Annotated in this window: 33 protein-coding genes; 6 read left to right on the top strand and 27 right to left on the bottom strand. The window is 61.1% G+C overall.

The window, feature by feature from the left end:
• Positions 1-10 precede the first annotated feature (10 nt).
• Complete coding sequence (locus tag QZ409_RS20560; RefSeq protein ID WP_296715076.1) at positions 11-1,444, top strand: DUF1254 domain-containing protein; 1,434 nt, start codon at positions 11-13, stop codon at positions 1,442-1,444.
• Between the two features lie 169 nt (positions 1,445-1,613).
• Here the strand turns inward: QZ409_RS20560 and QZ409_RS20555 are convergent, their stop codons facing one another.
• The 4 genes from QZ409_RS20555 to QZ409_RS20540 are packed head-to-tail and all read right to left on the bottom strand — an operon-like array spanning position 1,614 to position 2,933.
• Positions 1,614-2,015: a group II truncated hemoglobin gene (locus QZ409_RS20555; protein ID WP_296715075.1), complete on the bottom strand. Its 402-nt coding sequence runs from the start codon at positions 2,013-2,015 to the stop codon at positions 1,614-1,616.
• Entirely contained in the window at positions 2,012-2,179 is a 168-nt protein-coding gene (locus tag QZ409_RS20550) for a hypothetical protein (RefSeq protein WP_296715074.1), read from the bottom strand. Before QZ409_RS20550 ends, QZ409_RS20555 begins: the two co-directional genes overlap by 4 nt.
• A complete protein-coding gene (locus QZ409_RS20545) occupies positions 2,176-2,466 on the bottom strand; it encodes a DUF6156 family protein (protein WP_296715073.1) in 291 nt (96 codons plus the stop codon). The genes QZ409_RS20550 and QZ409_RS20545 overlap by 4 nt, the downstream gene beginning before the upstream one ends.
• A gap of 2 nt (positions 2,467-2,468) precedes the next feature.
• A complete protein-coding gene (locus tag QZ409_RS20540) occupies positions 2,469-2,933 on the bottom strand; it encodes a Rieske 2Fe-2S domain-containing protein (protein WP_296715071.1) in 465 nt (154 codons plus the stop codon).
• 139 nt (positions 2,934-3,072) lie between these two features.
• Between QZ409_RS20540 and QZ409_RS20535 the strand changes: the two genes are divergently transcribed.
• On the top strand, positions 3,073-3,717 hold the full coding sequence (locus QZ409_RS20535) for a glutathione S-transferase N-terminal domain-containing protein (RefSeq protein ID WP_296715558.1): 645 nt from the start codon (positions 3,073-3,075) through the stop codon (positions 3,715-3,717).
• Positions 3,718-3,860: 143 nt separating this feature from the next.
• On the top strand, positions 3,861-4,286 hold the full coding sequence (locus QZ409_RS20530) for a SufE family protein (RefSeq protein ID WP_296715069.1): 426 nt from the start codon (positions 3,861-3,863) through the stop codon (positions 4,284-4,286).
• An 85-nt stretch (positions 4,287-4,371) separates the two neighbouring features.
• Here QZ409_RS20530 and QZ409_RS20525 read toward each other — a convergent pair whose 3' ends face one another.
• The 21 genes from QZ409_RS20525 to QZ409_RS20425 all read right to left on the bottom strand — a co-directional run bounded on the left by QZ409_RS20525 (position 4,372) and on the right by QZ409_RS20425 (position 17,923).
• Positions 4,372-4,587: a hypothetical protein gene (locus tag QZ409_RS20525; protein ID WP_296715068.1), complete on the bottom strand. Its 216-nt coding sequence runs from the start codon at positions 4,585-4,587 to the stop codon at positions 4,372-4,374.
• Between the two features lie 132 nt (positions 4,588-4,719).
• On the bottom strand, positions 4,720-5,019 hold the full coding sequence (locus tag QZ409_RS20520; protein ID WP_296715067.1) for a 2Fe-2S iron-sulfur cluster-binding protein: 300 nt from the start codon (positions 5,017-5,019) through the stop codon (positions 4,720-4,722).
• 38 nt (positions 5,020-5,057) lie between these two features.
• Positions 5,058-6,245 carry a DegT/DnrJ/EryC1/StrS family aminotransferase gene (locus tag QZ409_RS20515; protein ID WP_296715066.1) on the bottom strand — a complete coding sequence of 396 codons (1,188 nt, stop codon included), beginning with the start codon at positions 6,243-6,245 and terminating at the stop codon, positions 5,058-5,060.
• The gene (locus QZ409_RS20510; protein ID WP_296715065.1) at positions 6,242-6,511 is read right to left on the bottom strand and encodes a hypothetical protein; all 270 of its coding nucleotides are present in this window, start codon (positions 6,509-6,511) and stop codon (positions 6,242-6,244) included. Before QZ409_RS20510 ends, QZ409_RS20515 begins: the two co-directional genes overlap by 4 nt.
• Positions 6,512-6,538: 27 nt before the next feature.
• Entirely contained in the window at positions 6,539-6,778 is a 240-nt protein-coding gene (locus QZ409_RS20505; protein WP_296715063.1) for a nitrogen fixation protein NifZ, read from the bottom strand.
• Positions 6,775-7,092: a nitrogen fixation protein NifZ gene (locus tag QZ409_RS20500; protein WP_283364471.1), complete on the bottom strand. Its 318-nt coding sequence runs from the start codon at positions 7,090-7,092 to the stop codon at positions 6,775-6,777. Before QZ409_RS20500 ends, QZ409_RS20505 begins: the two co-directional genes overlap by 4 nt.
• Entirely contained in the window at positions 7,089-7,862 is a 774-nt protein-coding gene (locus QZ409_RS20495; RefSeq protein ID WP_296715556.1) for a 4Fe4S-binding leucine-rich repeat protein, read from the bottom strand. The genes QZ409_RS20500 and QZ409_RS20495 overlap by 4 nt, the downstream gene beginning before the upstream one ends.
• Before the next feature lie 7 nt (positions 7,863-7,869).
• The gene (locus QZ409_RS20490; RefSeq protein WP_296715060.1) at positions 7,870-8,424 is read right to left on the bottom strand and encodes a hypothetical protein; all 555 of its coding nucleotides are present in this window, start codon (positions 8,422-8,424) and stop codon (positions 7,870-7,872) included.
• A gap of 31 nt (positions 8,425-8,455) precedes the next feature.
• Positions 8,456-8,767, bottom strand: a complete 312-nt coding sequence (locus tag QZ409_RS20485) for an iron-sulfur cluster assembly accessory protein (RefSeq protein WP_296715059.1) — start codon at positions 8,765-8,767, stop codon at positions 8,456-8,458.
• 7 nt (positions 8,768-8,774) lie between these two features.
• Positions 8,775-8,996 carry a 4Fe-4S binding protein gene (locus QZ409_RS20480; protein ID WP_283364468.1) on the bottom strand — a complete coding sequence of 74 codons (222 nt, stop codon included), beginning with the start codon at positions 8,994-8,996 and terminating at the stop codon, positions 8,775-8,777.
• A 24-nt stretch (positions 8,997-9,020) separates the two neighbouring features.
• Positions 9,021-10,586, bottom strand: a complete 1,566-nt coding sequence (nifB, locus tag QZ409_RS20475) for a nitrogenase cofactor biosynthesis protein NifB (RefSeq protein ID WP_296715058.1) — start codon at positions 10,584-10,586, stop codon at positions 9,021-9,023.
• 25 nt (positions 10,587-10,611) lie between these two features.
• The gene (locus QZ409_RS20470; protein WP_296715057.1) at positions 10,612-10,860 is read right to left on the bottom strand and encodes a hypothetical protein; all 249 of its coding nucleotides are present in this window, start codon (positions 10,858-10,860) and stop codon (positions 10,612-10,614) included.
• Entirely contained in the window at positions 10,857-11,723 is an 867-nt protein-coding gene (locus tag QZ409_RS20465; protein ID WP_296715555.1) for an SIR2 family protein, read from the bottom strand. The genes QZ409_RS20470 and QZ409_RS20465 overlap by 4 nt, the downstream gene beginning before the upstream one ends.
• A gap of 2 nt (positions 11,724-11,725) precedes the next feature.
• A complete protein-coding gene (gene nifT, locus QZ409_RS20460) occupies positions 11,726-11,944 on the bottom strand; it encodes a putative nitrogen fixation protein NifT (protein WP_296715055.1) in 219 nt (72 codons plus the stop codon).
• 145 nt (positions 11,945-12,089) lie between these two features.
• Positions 12,090-12,284, bottom strand: coding sequence for a 4Fe-4S binding protein (locus tag QZ409_RS20455; protein ID WP_283364465.1), 195 nt, complete (start codon positions 12,282-12,284; stop codon positions 12,090-12,092).
• 185 nt (positions 12,285-12,469) lie between these two features.
• Entirely contained in the window at positions 12,470-14,185 is a 1,716-nt protein-coding gene (gene nifA, locus QZ409_RS20450; RefSeq protein WP_296715054.1) for a nif-specific transcriptional activator NifA, read from the bottom strand.
• Between the two features lie 140 nt (positions 14,186-14,325).
• Positions 14,326-14,667, bottom strand: coding sequence for a nitrogenase stabilizing/protective protein NifW (gene nifW, locus QZ409_RS20445; protein WP_296715053.1), 342 nt, complete (start codon positions 14,665-14,667; stop codon positions 14,326-14,328).
• Positions 14,668-14,670: 3 nt separating this feature from the next.
• Positions 14,671-15,396 carry a serine O-acetyltransferase gene (gene cysE / locus QZ409_RS20440; RefSeq protein ID WP_296715052.1) on the bottom strand — a complete coding sequence of 242 codons (726 nt, stop codon included), beginning with the start codon at positions 15,394-15,396 and terminating at the stop codon, positions 14,671-14,673.
• Between the two features lie 47 nt (positions 15,397-15,443).
• On the bottom strand, positions 15,444-15,734 hold the full coding sequence (locus tag QZ409_RS20435; RefSeq protein ID WP_296715051.1) for a NifU family protein: 291 nt from the start codon (positions 15,732-15,734) through the stop codon (positions 15,444-15,446).
• Positions 15,735-15,764: 30 nt separating this feature from the next.
• A complete protein-coding gene (locus QZ409_RS20430) occupies positions 15,765-16,085 on the bottom strand; it encodes an iron-sulfur cluster assembly accessory protein (RefSeq protein ID WP_283364461.1) in 321 nt (106 codons plus the stop codon).
• Between the two features lie 140 nt (positions 16,086-16,225).
• Positions 16,226-17,923, bottom strand: a complete 1,698-nt coding sequence (locus QZ409_RS20425; protein ID WP_296715050.1) for an ATP-binding protein — start codon at positions 17,921-17,923, stop codon at positions 16,226-16,228.
• A gap of 159 nt (positions 17,924-18,082) precedes the next feature.
• On the opposite strand from QZ409_RS20425, the gene QZ409_RS20420 reads away from it, so the two are divergent.
• Genes QZ409_RS20420 through QZ409_RS20410 form a run of 3 tightly spaced genes read left to right on the top strand, consistent with a single transcriptional unit; the run spans position 18,083 to position 19,928 of the window.
• Positions 18,083-19,330, top strand: coding sequence for a site-specific integrase (locus QZ409_RS20420; protein ID WP_296715049.1), 1,248 nt, complete (start codon positions 18,083-18,085; stop codon positions 19,328-19,330).
• Positions 19,327-19,536 (top strand): hypothetical protein, encoded by a 210-nt coding sequence (locus QZ409_RS20415; protein WP_296715046.1) that lies wholly within the window; start codon positions 19,327-19,329, stop codon positions 19,534-19,536. The genes QZ409_RS20420 and QZ409_RS20415 overlap by 4 nt, the downstream gene beginning before the upstream one ends.
• Positions 19,533-19,928: a hypothetical protein gene (locus tag QZ409_RS20410; RefSeq protein WP_296715044.1), complete on the top strand. Its 396-nt coding sequence runs from the start codon at positions 19,533-19,535 to the stop codon at positions 19,926-19,928. Before QZ409_RS20415 ends, QZ409_RS20410 begins: the two co-directional genes overlap by 4 nt.
• Before the next feature lie 287 nt (positions 19,929-20,215).
• On the opposite strand, the gene QZ409_RS20405 is transcribed toward QZ409_RS20410, so the two are convergent.
• Complete coding sequence (locus QZ409_RS20405) at positions 20,216-21,328, bottom strand: hypothetical protein (protein ID WP_296715043.1); 1,113 nt, start codon at positions 21,326-21,328, stop codon at positions 20,216-20,218.
• A gap of 32 nt (positions 21,329-21,360) precedes the next feature.
• Positions 21,361-21,767, bottom strand: a 407-nt coding sequence (locus QZ409_RS20400; protein ID WP_296715041.1) for a hypothetical protein, incomplete at its 5' end; no start/stop codon positions are given.

Genomic DNA, 21,767 nt, shown 5'->3' with positions numbered 1-21,767 from the left:
GGAGAGAGAAATGAAGATTTCGAGGCGCGCGGTTTCGATGGGGCTCGGCGTTCTGGGCGCAAGTCCCGCGCTCACATCCGCCCGCGCGGAAGGCGTGTTCAGTGATCTGGTCGGCGACGTCGAAGATTTTCGCGCGGCGTCTGAAGCCTATATTTATGGCTATCCGCTCGTGACGATGGAAATGACGCGCCGGGTGATGACCAATGTCGCGGCCGCCGAAGGGACTCGCGCGCCGATGGGGCAGTTCGTGCGCTTGCGGAATTATCCGGACGCGAGCTATCGCGACGTCACCGCTCCCAACGCCGATACCCTCTACACCACCGCCTGGCTGGACGTCGGCAAGGAGCCCTGGATTCTCAGCCTTCCCGACATGAAGGGCCGCTATTTCCTGTTTCCGATGCTCGATGGCTGGACGGACGTGTTCCAGGTCCCCGGAACGCGTACGACGGGAACGGGAGCGCAGACCTACGCCATCACCGGCCCGGGCTGGAAGGGAACGCTGCCCGCGGGCGTCGTCGAATATAAGTCGCCGACCGCGCTTGTCTGGCTTCTGGGCCGCATCTATTGCACCGGAACGCCCGAGGATTACGCCGCCGTTCACGCCCTTCAGGACGCGTGCAAGATTTGCCCGCTCAGCGCCTGGGGCAAGGACTGGACGCCGCCGGCAGGCAAGGTCGACGCCTCGATCGACATGAAGACGGCGGTGCGCGACCAAGTCAACGCGCTGAGCGGCGTCGACTATTTCCGGTTGCTGGCGGACCTGCTCAAGACCAATCCGCCGACAGCCGCCGACGCCCCGATCCTTCCCAAACTTGCGCAGGTTGGCGTTGTCCCCGGCAAGGATTTCGATCCCTCCGCCGCCGACCCGTCCGTTCTCAACCGAGTGCCGAAGATCAGCTTCAACCGGATCATGCTGCATTTCGTTACGGGTCCGGAGATCCAGAATGCCAATGGCTGGCGCTTCACGACCAAGACCGGCCTCTACGGAACCGATTACATCCAGCGCGCGCTCGTCACCGCGATCGGCCTCGGCGCCAATCGGCCGGAAGATGCGGTCTACCCGACGTCTCTGAAAGCGGGCGGCGGCCTGCTGGCGCGCAAATATGACGGCGCGAATAAATATGTCATGCACTTCCCGAAAGGTCAGCTACCGCCCGTCAAGGGGTTCTGGTCGCTGACCATGTATGACGAGAATTATTTCTTCGTCGCCAATCCGATCAATCGCTATTCGATCAGCGCGCGGCAGAACCTCAAGGCGAACGCGGACGGCTCCATCGATCTTTATATTCAGCACGACTCGCCGGGGCCGGACAAGGAATCCAACTGGCTTCCCGCGCCCGCGGGCAAGTTCGTGTTGATGCTGCGCATGTATTGGCCGAACCCCAAGGCCCCGTCGATTCTCGACGGAAGCTGGTCGATTCCACCCGTCAAGAACGCGGTGTAGACCACCCGTTCCGGGATTGACTTGCCGGCGATTCAAGGGTGCTGGATGGGTGGTTGTGGCGCAAACCGCAACGACCCATCCTTGCCATCGAAGTCGCCTAGCGTATGATTTTGAACGCTAAAACGCACGCAGACGCGTTCGCCGATAAAGACCGGCGTTGACGTCAAGCCTACTCGCGATTGCGCATCCAGTCGGCGAGCTTTTTCATATTGCCTTCGAGTTCCTCGCGCGCGGCCTGGTCCGAGATCGTTTCGACCAGAGCCTTGTGCATGCAGGTCATCCAGGCGTCGCGCGCCGCATTGTCGATAGGGAAGCCCATATGGCGCTGGCGCAGGCGGGGATGGCCCTTTTCCGGCGAGTAAAGCTTGGGGCCGCCCGTCCATTCGGTCAGATAGCGCTTCAGCACGTCTCCGATCGGGCCGAGGTCGCCGTCATGCATGTCGCGGATGGTTTTGGCCTCCGGCAGGCTATCCATATAGCCGTAAAAGGCTTCGACCAGACGATCCACGGTCGCCTTTCCGCCGATCCGGTCGAACATCGTGATTTCCGCCACCATCTCGCTCAAGCTCATTCCTCCATATTCGGCAGCAGAATCACCTCCGCCGGAGCGCCGGGGCCTTGCGACGCGACGAAATCCAGCGCCGAGACCAAAGACAGGCCGCCGTCGCTTTCCATCAGCACGACGGCGTCTGCCGGCAGCTTCGCCAAAGCCTCGACAAGCTGCGCGACCGTCATGCCGGCGCGCCGTTGAATTCGAGCACGGTCGGGTCTTCATCGAGCATGAGGACTTCCGCGCGGCGCAACACGCCAGCTTCGTCATAGCTGTAGCTATGGCTCAGTTCGACATCGCCATAGACCATTTTCTCGAATTTCAGCAACAGCCCGGACGCGTCATAGCTGGCGCGAATATAGGTGTTGCGGTTCGACAAAGCCTCCGCCTCGATCTCGTTGACGAGCTTGAGCGGCAGCTTCACGCCAGAGGTGGCGAGGAAATAACGGAAGACTTGCTGGTTCTCGGTCATGTTCATCCCGGATGGATGGTGATTTCCATCGTCTCGTCCATGTCGTCGTCATGGCGAAGCGGCGGATCGTCTTCGACCAGCGTCACCCCGCGAATGCAAAGGTCGCCGTCGAGCGCTTCGACGTCCATCTTCTGCAATTGCGCGCCCTCGCAGGCGCCCGACACGCAATGGCCGGTCTCGATGGTGAAGGTCGCGCCGTGGCGGCCGCATTTGATCTGGGCGCCGGTCTCGTCGAGAAAGGAGCCGGAGCCGATGTTCAGCCACACGCCCTGATGTGGGCAGGCGTTGCGATAAGAAAAATATTGGCCGGCCTTGTTGCGCGCGACGACGATGCGGAGCGGCTTCGCGCCGCCCTGCCCGTCGGCCTCGGCGAGATCGAAAGCCTTCGCCGCGCCCGGCGCGACGGCGTCCATCGCGCAAATCACGAAAACCTCGTCGGGCCCCTGTCCTTGTGTCGTCTCGCTCATGGTGTCGTCTCGCTCATGGCGTCCCCGGCCCAAAGCTTCAGTCAGTGCGCCACTTTTTGCATGAACCATGCCATGGACGAATTTTCGGCATGAACCATGCCATGGACGAACAATGAGGAGCGTCGATCGCCCGATGAACATGAAACTCTATATGACGCCGGGCTCCTGCTCGACGGCGATCCACATCATTCTTGAAGAACTGGAAGAAGTTTTCGAGGCCCATATCGTCAACCTTCCCGCAGGCGACCAGTTCAAGCCGGACTATCTGGCGATCAACCCCAAGGCCAATATTCCGGCCCTGATGCGTCAGGACGGCACTGTTCTGACCGAAGTCCCCGCCATCGCCTTCTGGCTAGGGCGCGCGCGCGGGCGCGGAAAACTTTGGCCGAAAGACGTCGAGAACGAGACGCGCGCACTGGAAATGATGACATTTGTCGCCGGCTCGATCCATGGCCACGGCTTCGCCCGCATTTTCGCGACCGGCAATTTCTCTCCCGATTCCTCGCTGCACGAGAGCATCAAGGCGCAGGGCCGCCTTTTGGTCGAGAAGACCTTTTCCATCGTCAACAAGGCGCTGGAGGGCAAGAGCTGGATCGCGGGCGATTATAGCGTGGCCGACGCCGTGTTGTTCTATGTCGAGTTTTGGGCCGACAAGACCGAGATCGACCTCCCGCAGAACGTCCTGCGGCATTATCGGGCCATGTTGGAGCGCCCCGCCGTGTCGCAGGTCTTGCGCGAGGAAGGCTATCGGCCCGAGACGCTGGGCCAACGCGCCGAAATATGACAGAACCAGAATTGCGATCGAACTATTGTCGCAAGACCGACATGGCGCCATCTAGGATTGAAGCGGACGTCCCGGCGGCGCTCCAATTGGCAAAGTGCGCGTTTCTTGCATCGCGCCGCGCAAGCGGATCGAAGGGATATGGAATGACCATCGACGAAATCATCGAAAATTTCGAATTCCTCGACGATTGGGACGATCGCTATCGTTATCTGATCGAAATTGGCCGGACTTTGGCGCCGCTGCCCGAGGAAGACCATAGCGAGGCCAATAAGGTGCGCGGTTGCGCCAGCCAGGTCTGGCTGAAGACGAGCATCGAACCCGGCGCCGACGGCGAACCCGTGATGCACTTTCTCGGCGACAGCGACGCCCATATCGTGCGCGGCCTGGTGGCCCTGACGCTAGCTTTCTTCTCGGGCCGCACGGCGCGGGACGTCATCGGCGCCGACGCCCAGGCCCTGTTCCGCAGCCTGGGCTTCGAGCAGCACCTGACGCCGCAACGCTCGAACGGGCTACGCTCCATGGTCGAGCGCATCAAGCATGACGCCACGCGCGCGCTGGCGGCCGCCTGAGCGACGCCGGGCAAAGGTCTTTCAAAACAAAACCCGCCGTCGGCTCACGCCCCGGCGGGTTTGCTTTATGCGCGAACGCTGATTTTCAGGCGGCCGCAGCGGCCTGAAGATTGGCGAGGTCGGTCGCCGGCACGCGGAAAATGAGGCGTCCGCCAGCGAGCGGCTGCGCGGTCTCGCCGACCTTCTCATACAGGAAGGCATACCATTTCTGCGCGCTGACGTCGGCGGGACGTTCGCCGATCTCAAGACAGGTTCCATCGGGCGCATAGCGCGCGTGGATCACGATTTCGGTAGGCGCCATCTCTCACACTCCTTTTCCCTGAGAATATCCATTTCCCGGCGGCGGACCGCCGTCGCCGGAAAACGGTTTGCGCGCGCATTTTTTGCGTCGCGCGGCAGATATCGCCCCGGCCCTCTCGCCAGGGCGACCGCTTCAGACGAAGCTCAGAATCTCGACCTTGATGTTTTCCGTGCCGAGCACCTTGGCCTGGCAAGCGAGGCGCGACTTGGAGCTGACGCCGACGATGGAGTCGAGCTTTTCGTTCTCCTCGCGGGTCGTCTTGCTGACGCCCTTGCGGCCTTCGAGAACGTAGATGTGGCAGGAACCGCATTTGGCGTTTCCGTCGCACTTGTGGGGGAAGTTGGGATCCGACTCGAGGATCGCCGCCAGCAGCGTCGTCCCTTCCGCGACTTCCAACTCCTTGCCCGAAGGCGCAAAGGTGACCAGAGACATTGATTTTCCCTCTCTTGCTATTGGTAACGCCGGCCGCATCAATAGATGGCGGCGCCGGCCCCCACATTGACCGACGCGTCCTTCATGGTCGCGACGATGAACTCGATTTCTTCTTCGGCGAGATGGCAGTGATACGGCAGCGCGACCGCGCGATCCGCGAGCTTCTCGGTGACGAAGAGATCCCCGCGCCGCCAGCCGCGATCGACGTAATAGCGCTGGAGATGCAATGGATTGCAGTAGCCGGTCGACTCGACTTTCTCGGTCGCGAGGTCGTCGATGATGGCGTCGCGGCTGGATTTCGAGAAACGCGTGCCGAGGTGAACGACATAGAGGAACCAATGCGCCTCCGTGACGTCCGGTGCGACATAGGGCGGCTTGATGCCCTCGAAAGACTGCACGTATTTCTCGTAATAATGCTCGATCGTCCGGCGCTTCTCGAGGATCTCGTCCAGGCGGCGCAATTGCGCCAGCCCAAGCGCGGCGGAAATGTCGCTGATCTGCGCCTGCAAGGCCGGGGCGCCGCTGACGGCGACCGAAGATCGCTCCTCGGGCGTGTGCGCGCGGATTCGCTTGATCGCCATGGCGAGATCAGGATCGTCGGTGACGATCATCCCGCCTTCGCCGCAGGTGAGGGGCGACGGCTGGGCGAAGTCGAAGATCGAGACGTCGCCGAACGTCCCGACCAGCTTGTCCTTGTATTTCGAGCCGATTGCTTCGCTGGAATCCTCGATCAGCAGCAGCCCGGCCTTGTCGGCCAATTCGCGGAGCGCCGTCCAGTCGGCAGGATGCCCATTGGCGTTGGAGGCAAGTATGGCGCGCGTCTTGGGCGTGATCTTGGCTTCGACCTTGGCCGGAGCAATCGTGCCCGACCAATAGTCGATATCCGCGAAGACGGGCGTCGCGCCGATGATGGCGATGGCCTGCGGCGTCTCGCGAAAGCCATAGCTCGGCGCGATCACTTCGTCGCCTGGACCGATCCCTTTGGCGGCAAGAATGAGATGAAGTCCGATCGTTCCGCCCGGCACGGCGATGGCGTAGCGCCGGCCAAGATAGGCCGCGAATTCCTTTTCGAATTCCTCCGCCACCGGGCCGCGGGACAGCCGCGAGGTACGAAGCACGGAATCGACCGCCTCCAGTTCCAGCGTCGTCATGTCGGGATCGGATAGCGGAATGAGGACGTCGTCGACGTCTTCGATCTCGTCCTGCTCCAGCGCCGGCTCGTTCATATCTTCACGCTCCGAACAGCCAGAATGGCGCCGCTCGCGGCCGAAGGCTCGGTGACGACAACCGGACAATGATTGCTGACGTCCATCAAATGCAGGTCATAGGCCGCGAAGGAGCGGAACGGCTCTTCCGTCACGTCCTCAGCGTCGCAGCGCGACCATTTCAGGTGGGGAAATTTCAGCCGCAGCGCAGTCAGCAGGGACGGATCCGCCTCGGCGCCGCCCAGCAGCGTCTCGATTTCTTGCAGCTCTTCCGTGTTGATCGCCATGTTCCGCCCTCGCTCGCAATGGGTTCGTCAAGCCGCTTCGATTTCCTCTTCGAGGCAGCCGATCACATATTTTTCCTCGAACTCGACGATGTAGACCGGCGTGTTGGAATCGACATGCGAGCCCACCTGCACGATCTCGCCCTGGGCGCCGGCCGCCGCGAGCACCGCATCCTCCTCGGCGTTGGGATAGGTCCCGTCATTGACGAGGTCGATCAGGCAGCGCACGCGCTGGCCCCATTGAAATTTCGGAAGACGCGGCTCGATCATGCTGGCAGCTCCGCAGGGAGTGGGATTTCTTGTTCGTCGCGCGGCACCGCAAGCTCGAGCTCCTTGCGCTTCATGCCGACGCGATTGCCGCTCTCGGTGAATTCGACGGCGTAAATATAGAATTGCTGCAGGAAGGTGCCGATGCTGACGATGTAGCCGGCCTCGCCTTTGCGACACAGGACGTCGCCGATCTCCTTGCCCGCATAGGTCCCGTCATTGCGGACCGTGCGCTTGGCCAGAACCTTGTCGCCGAAGGTGAAATAGGGTGGCGCGTCCAACTCGACCACATCGCTGTCACGAACGATATTGCTCATAATGGTCCCTCCTTCCTTCGCAATTCGCCGCCCGCCATACGTGCGCAGGCGGTCTCCCGCACCAGTTCGTCCTCGTCTTCAACCAGCTCGCCGAGCTGGTCGAGCGCGATGCGGCCCGCCACCTCATGGCGTATCCGCCAGTCCGGATCGCGACGCATCTCGCCGAGCTTGTCGCTTCCCAGACGCCGCACGATTTCAAGGCGGACGCGCGGCTCGGGATCGCCAGCCATGCGCATCAGCATCTCGTCCGGCAGGCGCTGCGCGACGACGCGGCGAACCTCCGCCTCCTCGTCATGCAGCATCCATTCCAGAAGTTCCGGCTGCAGCCGCCGCGCGACCGACAGACGGACGTAATAATCCGGGTCCTGCAACATTGGGACCAGATCGGAATCTTCGAGAAGAGTGACAATGCGGATGCGCACTTCGCGATGCGGATCGTTGCGCAATTTCAGGATGTGCTTTTTGGGCAGCCGCCGCGCGGCGTTCCAGCGCACCGTTTCTTCCGGATCATCCAGCAAAGGCAGCAAGAGGAAGACCGCCGCATGTTTGGAGGCGATCGCGCGCACCTCAAAATGCGGGTGGGTGATGTATTGGTTGGCGAGCGCCGGATTCCAGTTGAAGAAACGGTCGATGCGCCGCGCGTAGCGGTCGATCACGCATGCGTGCGAAAACTTACAACGCCCTGTCGCGAGCATGTCGGAATGCACACAGCTTGAGCAGTCAACGGGATTGCCCTGCCAGTCGATCGCCTCGGTGATATCGTCATTCATCGTCGGCTCATTCATCGTCGGCTGGCTCCTCTTCGGCTTTTTGGCGTTCGAGAATGTCGATCAGCAGACGCGCGTTGATCTTGTCGGTCGCGTCGAGCTGCAACAGCTTTTCAACCGCCGCGCGCCCTTCGACGAAATCCCCGAGGCGCAGGAGCAGATAGGCGTAGCCTTTCAGACAAAACATGAAGAAGCGCGCGATCACGTCGTCGTAATCGCCGAATTGGGCGTCTTCCTTCTGCACAGCGCGCCAGTCCGTCGCGAAATTCTTCTCGCGCGCGGCCTTGGCCATGCAAATCCTGGAAATGGCGAGCGCCTCTTGCAGGCGGCCCTTGTAGAAATAATAGCGGTAGAAGCCGATCAACACGGCGAAATGATCAGGCGCGAGGTTCTGCGCCTGATTCAGATATTCTTCCGCGACACGGTCGGACGAATAATTGTCCCCGGCCCAGGCAAGATATTGTTCGGCGAGTGGCGGCAGCCCTCCGCCAAACAGGGGATGAGAAAGCAGGGAGTCTTCGCCAACTGGCGAGGGCTCCCTGCTCTGTTGTCGTGCAGTGGTCATTTGCGTTCTTGATGCCGCTGCGCCCCCAGCCTCAATGGCTGCCGCAAGTGGCCGGCGCCTTGGGGTCGAAGAACACCAGACCCGTCGAGGTCGGCGTTTCCGCGAAATCGATCGTGACGCCTTGAAGCAGCAGACGGCTTTCGGCCGGCAGAAACAGCTTCACGCCATCGCGCGCGACCACAGCGTCGCCCGCATCCGGCTCGGCCTTGACGGCTATCTCCGCCGAAAGGCCCGAGCAGCCGCCGGGGCTGACCGAGAGCCGGAAACCGGCTCCCGGACCGCCGTCGGCCATGATCATCATACGGATGAATTTCGCGGCTTTGGGGGTAATTTCGAAATTCATACTATCCTCACGGAGCCTGATAACGCGGCAGGGAATTGTCGATAACGCAGGTGTTATCGACAGGGCAGACCGCAACGCATTGCGGCGTATCGAAATGGCCGAGGCACTCGGTGCATTTTTTCGGATCGATGATGAAGGTTCCACCCTTCTCCGAAATCGCCATGTTCGGGCATTCAGCTTCGCAGGCAGAGCAGCTCGTGCATTGCGAAGCGACGATCTTGTACGTCATGGATCATCCCTTTCTTTGAAACGATCAGTCCGCCGCCGCGAGCAGGGCGCCCTGACGAATTTCGGCGTCGCCGCGCACTTCGTGAACGATCTCGCCGCTGTTGACCTTTTCGAGATAGGCCTTGAACCAGGTGATCGCCGACTTCTCGATGAATTCATGCGCGAATTCATCGACCGCCTCGATACCGGCCTTGGCGAGGTCGCCCTTCGGGCAGCCGCCGATCTTGGCCACAAACACCGCATGGCAATCATTGATCGCGCGGATCACCGTCTCCAGCGAGTCTTCGTCGCCGAAGCCGCCCTGGCAGTAGAGATCGACGCGACGATGGCCGACGAATTTCGCGCCGCTGGTCGAGAGTTCGTAGATCTGGAACTCCTTCGCGTGGCCGAAATGCTCGTTGATGAGGCCCGAGCCCTTGGTCGCGACGGCCGTGAGGAGCTTGATATTGCTGGCGACGCCCGCGAGGGTCTCAAGCTCTTCCTTTTTCGCCTCAACCTTGGCGACGCGCTCGAGCTCCACCGCAGCCTGATAGGCCTTGCGGGTCTCAAGATCGTAATTCACCTCCATCGCCATGATCTTGTCGGTGGTGAATTCCTCGCTGCGGTCTTCGCCGAGCAGGCCCACGGCGTCGGCGCGACATTGGCGGCAATGCCGCATCATGTTCATTTCGCCTTCGCAGGAATCCTGCAGAGCCTTCAGTTCCTGCGCGGAGGGACCACGCTGACCGGTCAGGCCGAACACCGTGCCATGCTCCGGAGCGGAGATCAGCGGCATGATGTTGTGCAGGAAGGCGCCACGCGATTTCACCGCCTTGTTGACCTCGACAAGATGCTTGTCGTTGACGCCGGGGATCATCACCGAATTGACCTTGCAGAGAATGCCGCGCTCGGTCAGCATTTCCAGGCCTTGCATCTGGCGCTCCGTCAGGATGCGCGCCGCTTCGATGCCTTCGATGCGCTTGTGCTTCCAGAAAATCCACGGATAGATTTTCGCGCCGACTTCCGGATCGACCATGTTGATCGTGATGGTGACGTGATCGACGTTATATTTGGCGATCGTGTCGACGTGATCGGGCAGAGCCAGACCATTGGTCGACAGGCAGAGCTTGATGTCCGGCGCCGTCTTCGAGATCAGCTCGAAGGTCTTGAAGGTCTTGGCCGGATTGGCCAGCGGATCGCCGGGGCCGGCGATGCCGAGCACGGTCATCTGGGGGATGGTGGAAGCCACCGCCAGAACCTTCTTGGCCGCCTGTTCCGGCGACAGCTTCTCGCTGACCACACCGGGGCGGGACTCGTTCGCGCAATCATATTTGCGGTTGCAATAATTGCACTGGATGTTGCACGCCGGCGCCACGGCCACATGCATGCGGGCGTAATGGTGATGCGCCTCTTCGCTGTAGCAGGGATGGTTTTTGACCTTGTCCCAGATCTCCTGAGGCAGATCGTTCTCGCCGGCGCCCGAGCCGCAGCTCGCCTTGCCGCTGCCGCCTTCCGTGCCACAACCCTTGTGCTCGGCGACCTGCTGCATAACCGCGTCCAGATCGACGCTGGCGCCGGACGCGCCCGATTCAAGATTTGCCGTAGAATCCATGTCCGACCCTCTCTCGCTTTTCAGCTCAAGCTCTAAAAGCTTTGCCCTGCCATAAAGGTAGCAACGCATATGCCAACACGGCATTTTTTGTTTTATCTTTATTTTTCAATTGTTTATGCGCATCGCTCACTGCACTCTGTCGGCTTGCACACAGGGTTTTCGGGGAGTTTTCTACCTGTTGCAAAGCTGACAACGCATTTTTTTGGGCGTCCACAAGCGAGAAGGGAGCCGCAAGCGGCCCCCTTCCAAATGGCTTGATGGCCGAGGAGTTCATCCGGCGATCAGAATTTCGCTGACGCGCGGCAGCGGCAAGGCGATCGGAACAATGCCTTCGCTCGCGAGGAAGCGGCGCTCGTTCAGCGTCAGCTTTTCGACATCGACCACCGCGTAATGCGGCGCGGCCGAACGCTTGCTGATCTGCCGGGCATAGGTGCGCAACATCTGGTCGTGGAAGCGGCAGCCGAGGAACAGGAAACTGCGCTCGGTGCGGCGGTTCTTGACCACGTCCGGGATCGGCGTCTGAATGTCGATCTCGGTCAGAACCTCGACATAATCGGCGTCGGAGATCAGGAAATTCTTGGCCGGAATCACGCCGCCATGCGGCTTGTAGAGGACCGTCTTCCAGCCCTCCGCATCTTCGCGTGTCGCCTCTTCGGCCGCGGCGCCATAGAAGCGATACCAGCGGTCTTCGCCAATGCCGGCGCGGGTGTTGCCCTGGACCTCGCCCCAGTCGCTGCGCGACTCCAGCGCCTTGCGGAAGGCCCCGTCATACCAGGCGTCCACGATCAGCGGCAGCGGCAGCGAAGCCAGGAACTGGTGCAGCGGCGTCGGCGTGACTGGCGCAGCGAAGGCTTCAGCCATAAACGCCGTCACCGTCGCGCGATGCTTGAAGCTCTCGATGTGCTGCGCGGCGGTCCAAGGATTGCCCTTGGCGCGGCGCGGCAGCGCCACCTTGGTTCCGAAGAAAGCCGCGAGCGCTTCGGGGGTCAGGGGAACCGAAGGCGCCGACAATTCCGCCAGGCCGGGGCCGACGAAAGGAACGATCTGACCCGCGCGCAAGCGGCCGGCGAGTTCGCCGACGAGCTTTTCCGCATCCTGCGGCTGCAACAGGTCCTCGTCGAGGATGGCCGCGATCATGCTCATTCTTCCTCCTCGCCGCGCTTGCGAGCGTTAACGGTGATCGGCAAACGGGTGTCAGCGGCCATTTCCGGCAACTCAAGCACCCAGCCATTGGCGATCTTGATCCAGCCGCCCCAGAGCGTCTCGAATTCAGATTCGACGATCGGCTCTTCGAGGTCCTTCTTCGGAACATAGATCGAAAGCCCAACTTCGGCGGAGCGTCGGATCATGACCTTCATGCACTCAATTCCTTCGATGGCGCCGGTCGGCGGCTTCACTTCTGTCGACGCGCGCGACCGCACGCTAAGCGCCGGCGGACCCGCCGGCGCGGCTATCGCAGCGCGGAACCAGGGCGCGACGCGCGCCCGGTCCGTGCGGATTGAATCAGGCCTTCACGCAGGTTCCGGGAACCGGGCAAACCTCGTCGCACTTGGCGGTATCGAAATGACCTTCGCATTCCGTGCATTTCTTGGGGTCGATCACGAAGGTGTCGCCCTTCATCGAAATCGCCGCGTTGGGGCATTCAAATTCGCAAAGGCTGCAGCCCGTGCACTGCGAAGCGATGATCTTGTAAGACATCGAAACTCTCCTCGATAATTAGCGCGTTCGTGACATCGGCGGGCGGTCGGGATCGCGGTCGAACGTCGTCCAGAAGGGAGCAAGGCTTGTGCCAGCGTCGAAATGCGCGCTTTTTCGGCGGCGAGCAGACGCTTTGGAGGGTTCGCAACGTCCACGTTCGCATTGCGACAAGCGCGGGCGGCGCGTCAAAATTTCTTGATTTCGATGTTGTATTTGCCCAGCGCATAAGCGATCTGGCGCGGCGTCAGATTCAGCAGACGCGCCGCCTTGGCCTGGACCCAGCCAGATTTTTCCAGGGCGTTGATCAGGCTGTCCCGATCGGTCGCGCCGCCCGCCACGCTGGCCCGAGCATTTGGCCGCGAGCGCATCGCGTCGGAGCGAGAAAACGACGCGATGGCCGGGCGCCTTCCACCGCTTGCGTCGAAATGTCCGATTTCCGTCGTCTCCGGCGCGGTCCTTTCCGCAGGCGCGGGCGGAGGAGAAAAGTCCTTCCAGAGGGTCGACGACAGGCAGGCCCCGACCGTACAGGCGAAATCGCCCTCGTTCAGCGCGTCGTCATGCGAGAGCGTCGCGGTCCGGCGCACGCAATTTTCCAGCTCGCGTACATTGCCGGGGAAGTTGCAGCCCTGCAGCAGCCGAACCGCCGGCGCCGTCAGCCGTTTGCGGGTTCCGTTTTCCTCGTTGAACCGGCGGAGGAATTCCTGCGCCAGCAGCGCGACGTCCTCATGGCGCTCCCGCAGGGGCGGCAGCAGGATCGAGACGACATTGATGCGGTAATAAAGATCGGCGCGGAATTCGCCGCGCTCCACCGCCACTTCGAGATTCTTGTTGGTGGCGAAGACAAAGCGGACGTCCACCTTGACCGTCTGCGACCCGCCGACGCGCTCGAACTCGCCTTCCTGCAGCACACGCAGGAGCTTGGCCTGGAAGGCCGGCGAAATTTCGCCAATCTCATCCAGAAAGAGCGTGCCCTTGTCCGCCAGTTCGAAGCGCCCTTTGCGCTGCCCGACAGCGCCAGTGAAAGATCCCTTTTCGTGGCCGAACAATTCGGATTCCAGCATGGACTCAGGCAGCGCCGCGCAGTTGAGCCGGATGAAGGGCGCGTCCTTGCGCGGCGAAAGATCATGGGCTGCGCGGGCGAATAATTCCTTGCCCGTGCCGGACTCCCCGCGCAGCAAGACCGTGGTATGCGTCCTGGCGACCACGTTGATCTGGTCGAAAACCCGACGGATCGCCCGGCTCGCGCCGACAATGCCGATGAGCGCCTGTTCGCCGCTCATCTCGACCCGACGCGGCGATTCCTTTTCGAGACGCCGCTGGTCCTCCATCAACCTTTCACGATCGCGCGACACGACGTCGTAAAGATGCAGTGTCTGGCCAATCATATTGGCGATCATGCCAAGAAAGCGGGAATCCGAATCCATCGAGGCGCGATGGCTTCCATCCGAGCGCCGGTCGATGGCGAGAACGCCGATCGCCTGTCCGCGGTCGAGAATGGGCGCCGCGAGTACAGCCTGGACCCCGTCGGCGAAGCCTGTGTCCGAAGGCCAGCCGGCGAAATCGGAATCGATCTCGACATTGTCGACGATCAGCGGCGCCTTGCTCGTGACCACACGACCGACGGCCCGTTCCGGCAGCAGGACGCCCCGGGCTTCGCCCGAAAATGCGCCCTGGAAAGCGACGGACCGCGCTTCGCCCTTGTCGTCAATCAACGCGACGATCGCGCGCCGCGTATCGACGAAGCTGGAGAGGAGCATGAGGACTTGCGACAGCACCTCATCCAGGCGTCCCGGAACCGCAAGAACCTTGGAAATCTCATAAATCCCGCGCAACGCGATATCCGAGCGGCAGGATAGCGCCGGCATCGGCGGGATGAGACTATCGCCCTCCGGACTAGCCATGACGGCTGAACTCCCGCGACCGCGAATGGTCAGCGAGCATTCCTTTTTGCGACGATAAGTGGGCGCAGTCCATCCCCGCCTCCAGGCCCGCCAGAACGCGGCCAGACGATCATTCGCGCGGACAGACCGCGCTCGGAGCCTCAAACAACCTTGAGCGAATCCAGCGGCACGAAATTGCTCGCCGGCTCCGGCTTTGGCTCGATCGCTTCCTTGTGCACCTTGAACAGGCGCTCCTGGATCGGAGTCGAGGCGACGAAGTCCTGATAGGCCTGGTCGAGATGTTCGCGGCACAAAGTCTTGATTTGCTCTTCGCTCAGGCCGTCGAAAGCGCCGTCGATTTCGCTGCCCTTGATATACTGCCCCATGCGGCGAAGAATGTGCAGGCGCGAGACTTGAACCACAGTAGGCTCGAAAGGCAGGTCAAGATAGCTGAAGAAATCCTCAGCCGAAGACAACTGCCCAAGATCTTGCAACACGCTCATGATTTATCCTTCCACTTTCTCTTCGCACGCAGCTTCCGGCTTTCTCGCGCGGCGTTGCATGTGATTGAGCCGCGCCTCCAGAAATTCGACGCGATCGAGCAGGAGCGACAAAACCTCGCCGACCGGGTCGGCGATCAGATGATGGTCGAGATTGACCCGTGTGCCGATGGCGCTGCGGGTCGTCGGCGCGCGGACGATCCGCGCGGGAATGCCGACCGCCGTGACGCCGGGAGGAACTTCTTCGACCACGACCGAATTGGCCCCGATCCGAGCGCCCCCGCCGACCTTGATTGGCCCGAGAATCTTCGCCCCGGCGCCGATCAGCACGCCATCCTCGATGATCGGATGACGCCGGCCGGGCGACCAGCTCACGCCGCCAAGCGTGACGCCGTGATACATGGTGACGTTATCGCCGATCTCGGCGGTCTCGCCGATCACAACGCCTGCGCCATGATCGATGAAGAAGCTCCGCCCGATGGTCGCGCCCGGATGAATATCGACATTGGTGACCAGACGAGCAAACCACGAGACGAATCGCGCGGGGAACTTGAAGCCGGACAGCCATAGCCTGTTGGCGAGGCGATGCCAGATGATCGCATGGACGCCCGGATAGGTCAGAACCACTTCGAGCACATTGCGCGCCGCTGGATCGCGCGCCTTCACGCAGGCGACGTCATCCCGCCACAGCTTCCAGAGACGCTCTTTCCCAGGACTTTTGGACGACTTCATAGCTGCGTCCCTGTCGAAAGATGTGGCGACTATGGACATTTTCAGCCTCAATGGCCCGAACGCGAACCCATCGGAACCGGAATGACGCGAACGAACTCGCCGAGCGTCTCGACCATCTTGGCCTGGATGCCTTCGAGCGTCGCGCTGGCCAGCTTGCAGAACACGCAGGCGCCGGTGAGCTTGACGTTGATCTTGTTGCCCTCGACCGAGATCAACTCGCAATCGCCGCCGTCCCGACGCAGGTTCGGACGGATTTCCTCGATCACGTCGCGGATGCGACGCAGGCGCTCGGCATCGGGAGCGGCTTCGGACTTGGTTTCCACAACATCAGTCTGCATGGTCTTGAACCCTCTGCTTGCGCGGGAAAATCAGCCGAAGCTCTTGCCACAGGAGCAAGAATGCGTGGCGTTCGGATTGTCGAACGTGAAGCCGGCGCCTTCGATGGCGACGACAAAATCGATGGTGATGCCGGCGAGAAGTTCGAGGCTGCTGTTCTCGACGAAAACCTTGACGCCGTCGCGCTCGACCACCTCGTCGCTCTCTTCCGGAGTCTTGACGAGACCCATCAGATATTTGTTGCCGGCGCAGCCGCCCGTCTCAACTTTGAGGCGCAAGCCCTGCACGGGCTCGGACGCCCCCTTGATGGCGTTGCGGACAGCGTTGATGGCGCTGTCGGTCAGATGGATCATTGCCGGTCCTCCAAAATGTAAGGCGCTTTGCCTTATGAATTAGCAAGACCCGCGCCAGAACCTGAAAACTTTTTATCCCTTTGTTTTCTTGGGAATTTCACAAGGGTCGCCGCGTTGTCAGGTTGGCGACATGTACGGATTCAGGCTGTGGCGGCGAGTTCGAGCCCACGGAAGATCGCGCAACGCTTGAAGACGTCGATATCCGGCGGGATGTCGCGATGGCGACAATATTTCGCGACCAGCTTCGCCAGACCTTTGATGTCGCGTCCGCTCGTCTGGGGATAGATCTCGACCAGGGTCGAGATCAGGCTGTCGTCGAGGTTCAGGGCGAACTGCTCCGACATCACCTGCCAGATGCGATGGCGCGCCTCGCCGTCCGGCGCATGGAAGCGGATCAGCGCGATGCAGCGCGAAACGATAGCCTCGTCGATATCGTCAATGCGGTTGGTGGTAAGAAAGAGCAGGCCGTTGAAATATTCCAGCACGCGCAGAAACACGCCGACCACCGCATTCATGGTCATGTCGTCTTGCCGCCGCTTGATATAGACGTCGGCCTCATCGATCAGCATGACCGCGCCCCAGCGCTGTGCGCGCAGGAGCGCCTCCTTCAGCGATGTCTCCATCGCCGCGACATTGAGGCCGAGTTGGCCGGAATGGACGCGATAGAGCGGCCGCCGGACGATTTCCGAATAGACTTCGGCCGTCAGCGTCTTGCCGACTCCGGGCGGGCCGGCGCAAAGCACGGTCGTGCCGCCGGACTTGCCCGCGACGATGTCGTCCATCAGCACGTCCATCTCGGCGGTGAGAATGTCGATCAGGTCGGTCTGCTCTTCGGGCAGAACCAGCTTCTGCTTGAGGTCCGGCTGGTAGGCATAGGGCTGGACGTCCTCGACATGCGCCCAGACATAATGATGCAGGTCGAGATGGAACATCAGGATGAAGGGATGGACCGGGATCTGCCGGAACAAATCCTTGCTGATCGTCGCCTGGGCGGCGGCGACTTCATCCTCTTCCGCATAGAGATTGCTCTTGGCCGCCTTGCGGAGATAATTGCCGAGAATGTCGCCGGTCAGCTCCAGGGTCAGCGCGCGGCCGGCCAGTAGGCTTTCGTCATTGACCAGACGGGCCGGATTGCCGCCCGAGGACAGGATCACGCTGTCCTTCCGGGTCCAGTCGTTGCTGCGGTGGGATGAGGATGGATCCTCGGCGAAAAAGCCAAGGCCGCTGCCCGAGAATTGCGCGCCATAATGCGAGCGCCACTCGAAATAATTGCGCGCATTGGCGTCATAGGCGGCGATCAGCTCCGGCGTCTCGCGCAAAAAGCCCTTTGCCGCGAAAATGCCCGCGACCGTCTTGCCGACGATATCGCCCGCGGCGATGCGCAATTGCACTGTCGCGAGTTCGCCTTTCGAATTGGCCTTCAGCTCGACGAAGATGCGGCCGGTCTCGTCATTGGAGGCCGGCGTGTAATCGATGCGCGCGACGACGAAGGGCAAGGGCCTTCCGGCGACATTGATGGAGAACAGCCAGCCGCGCTGCGCGTCCTCGATCAGGAAGGCCGCGATGGCCGGCACGACGGCCTCGAGATCCTCGGCCGTAAAGCGCGTGGCCCCGCCTTCGAGCGCGCGGCGAAGCGTCGCCAGCTGCGCGCGGGCGCTGTACATCGGCGCGCCCGCCTCGCCGTAAAGCTCGTGAAGACGATCGACCTGCGGGCCGGAAAGCTGCTGAAACGGAACCTCGACCTTGTCGCCGAAAACCAGTTGCGCCTTGAGGGATTCGAGCTCGGGGAAATCAGCGGCCAGAGCCTCGACATAGGGGCGCGCGATATGAAGCTTCATGCTCAACTTCCATATGCCTTGAGGGGGAGGGGTTTAGAGATTGGCCAAGCCCCTTGTAAATAGGGGTTTACAAAGGGGCGCAGGCCAAGGCGTCGGGAAATCCTGCTTGCGCTCTTTATCCCCTCACTGTAATAGCGTTGACACAGAGGGAGGAACAGAATGGGTACAAGCGTTACTGACAAACAACTGGAAGCCGCCCTGCCCGGCGCGCGGCTGCTCTGCGGCCCGAACCTGTATTTCTGCGCAGGGGCACGGGGCAAAACATGGCGGCTGCGGTTTTCGAGGCCGACCGGCGGCGTCACTGAGATAAGCATCGGTGAGCCTTACCCTGAGATGGATTTGAAGGCCGCGCGTGCGGAGGCCAAACGATTGATGTCGTTGGTCGCGGGCGGAATTGATCCTTCAGAAAGCAAGCGTCAGGCCAAGCCTCCGTCCGTGGTGGTGGACACCACGCCAGCGCCCCCGGTCGAAGGCCAAGCGCAAACGCTCAAGGCCTTCACCACGGAATATCTGGCGCTGAAAAAGCACGAGTGGAAAGGGTCGAGCCGCCGTGACGCCATTGAACGGTCAGTGCGCAGCTATTTTGCGGATTTGAATGACATTCCCATTGACCAGATCACCTTTGAAATGGTCCGGGCAGCTATCAAGCCGGTATGGGGCACCAAACATCAAGCCGCCGTGGCCGCCGTGGGGCACCTGCGGCAAGTGTTCGATTGGCTTGAGGCGTGCGAGTACGTGGAAATCAATCCGGTCAAGATCAAAAAGCTGACGGCGCAACTTGGAAAGCGGCCCATTGAAACCGGCCATTATGATTCCATGCCATGGGAAAAGGTGCCCGAGCTTTACTATGTCATGCGGAGGGCGTTCGACCGCAGCGCCTTGGCCAAGCCGCTGGCTTTTTGCCTGCTCACAGCCGCTCGCGGCGCAGAAGTGCGGGGAATGACGTGGGGCATGGTGTCGATGGACAAGGCCTTGTGGACCTGTCCCCCTGCTCTCATGAAAGGAGCTAAGGAGCACCGCGTCCCGCTCAGCACGGCGGCCATGGAAATCCTGAGCATGGTGCGGCCAAAGCAGGTCAAGGCGGACATGCTGGTGTTTCCGTCACCGACGACCGGCAAGATGTTGGCTGGGGGTTCATTGTTCCAATGTCTGCATGAAGTGTTGGGTTATCGACAGATGTCCGTGCATGGCATGAGGAGTTCCTTCCGCGTGTGGGCGGCGGTCAAGGGCTACCCCGATAACCACGCCGAGACTGCGATTGCCCATAGCGTTGGAAATGCCGTGACTCGTGCGTATTTGCGGACGGATTTTTTGGATGAACGGGCATTGATGATGCAGGCGTGGGCTGACCATGTTCTGGCCATGTGGCGGATTGCCACCAAGCCGCCTGTCGAGGAAATGGCATGATGGCCGCGTTGATTATCCTTTGCACGATCATGGTGACGGTTTGGGCCTGCCGGTGGGTGCTGGCCGTGCTGGGCTGGGCGGCCTGCCGGGCCGCCGTGGCCATGCTGTACGCGGTCAAGGTGGGCATGGGCCTTAGGCCGCGCCGGGCCGCCGTAGCGCCGCCCCTGACCGGCGGCAATGTGCTTGTGTTCAGGAGGCGGGCATGAAGCTGACGAAAGCCGAACTCAAGCGCGCTCGGGCGCAGTGGAAGAAGGAAAAGTCAAAGCGCACCTTTGAAGATTGGTGCAACAAATGGGTGTATGGGCCGCTGCCGGGCATGGGCGATAATGGCCTGCTGAATGTCATAGGGTATCTGGTCAATGGGCAGATGGTTCCCGGCCCTTCGCCCGAGGGCTACGTGTGGGACGGCGTGCGCCCGGTCAAGGGCGCAATGGGCAAGCGGCCCGTGCTACAGCCGCCGCCGGGCTACGTGCCGCTTGAGGGCGAAGACCGGGAGCCGGTGGCAGGTTCTGAAGTGGACGAGCCAGAAGACCCCGACATGGCTGAACTGCGCAAGGTGGCTAAGGAGCTTGGTTGGAATGATTCGGGCGAAAATTAGGCCCTGATCGAGCCGCGAGGTTGTCCACAGAGGTCTATCTCACACAAACTGCATCTTGACCGATCCGCCTCGGCGCGCGACTACTAAATAGCTCCGCTTCTCTCATAGCTTTTTTGGTGAGAGGACCGGCAATTGACTGACAATCCCAAGAATACAACCAAGCGTTCCGCCTTCATGCGGTGGTGCGCCAACTGGACCAACCACGAGCTCATAGCGCTGGCTTGGGTGATTGCTAAGATTTTGTGGATGTTTTGGCATTCGCCATGACTGGCCCGATCCGCGCCCCGTCACAGGTCGGCGTCGTCAATTTCCCCCGTCAAGCCGTCCGCAACGGCAAAGGCGTAACCGTTCCAGGTGCGCTCAGGGCGACGCTCAAGCCATGCGGCGGCGGCGTCCAATGACACTGTAGGCAAGCCCACAAGCGCCTTGGCCGCCGTCAAGCGCGCCGCGACCTGCCCTTCAATATCAAGTTCCGCCATGACTTTGGCGCGGACCCGACGCTCAAGATTATATTCAATGCCGAACTGGGCGGTGTGCAACATGACCTCGACCGGCGGGATGACCTTGCCCGCGCCATGCGCCTCCATCTTCGACGTGAGCCATTCAAGGAATTCTGGGCTGGTCATGGCGTTCAGTTCGGTGCGTCTTACGCCAAGGTCGCCCTCGTAGTCGGTCCCATGCTCCGCGTCATAATCCTTGACGTATTGCGCAACCGCCTGCTCCTTCTTGCCGCGCCACTCAACCGCTTCTTCTGGCAGGTTCATGGCCGCAGCTTCCCAAGGGTCCAAGCCGATATTGATGACTTCCACCTGACGCGCGCCGCGCGCCTTGGTTTCATCGCGCAGGGTTTGCACGATCATGGTCCCAGCGGCGTCACTGTCATGGACCACGAACACTTGGATTGGCTCGCCAGTTTCGACCAGCTTGTCAATCAAGTCCTTGGCGGCGCGGCTGGCGAAGCCCTTCGACGTGATAAGGGCGCAGTCATGACGCTCCGGCCATTTCTGGTCCTTGAGCAGTTCAAAGAAGCCCTGCTTTTCGATGTAGATGATTTTGTTGAACGTCCACGCGGGGCGCGCATAGGATTCGACCATGAGCGTGCCGAGGGGCTTTTCACCATCCTCGCTCAGCCCGGAGTGCGGCTGGTAAAGCACTCCGCGGTTGTCGCGGTAAATGCCGGGGGTTTCCCCCTCCTTGGCCTCATGATCGGTAATGAAGGCCTCGAAGTTCCCGTATTCCAGCGCCTTGCCGGTGGCCGCCATGACTAAAGGCCGCAGCACGTAGAACAACTGCCGCAGGCTGAAACGATATTGACCGTCGCCGCTGGCCTTTGCGCAGGCGTCATCGAAGTTGTCACGCATGACTTTGCGAGCTGACGGTATTTTTTCAAGAATAGACATGACTTTGCGGCTTTGCGTGTTTGTGGGCTTGCCTACATAATAGTGTAGGCCTGCCTACAGTCAAGCGCGGCCAGCGTTAAACGGCCATGATTGCGCGTTTTTATTTGCAGTTGTACTTCCACAATCTTTTTTATTGTTGCGCATAGCCTGAAAAAGAATACGGGATGAATTGGAGGGTGATCGTGCGCCAGCCGCCGCAACGCATCTGCAACCAACCATTGGACCGGCGTGATCTTTGCGATATCTCTGATTCTGGTCACACACCAAAACAAGGAATCAAAGCCAAGGAGCGAAGAACATGCGGATTCCGACGAAGCCGGCCACGCATTCCAATAGGAAGCCGGCCACCTATTCCGATCTGAAGCCGGCCAGCGTTCCGATTTGAAGCCGGCCACTTGCAGTTTGCCGCCGCAGGTCAGGATTGATGATGTTTCGCCGT

This window comes from Rhodoblastus sp., from assembly GCF_019449565.1.
Lineage (GTDB): Bacteria > Pseudomonadota > Alphaproteobacteria > Rhizobiales > Beijerinckiaceae > Rhodoblastus.
Note: the sequence above shows the minus strand (reverse complement) of the source record. Positions and strands in the feature narration are given on the sequence as shown.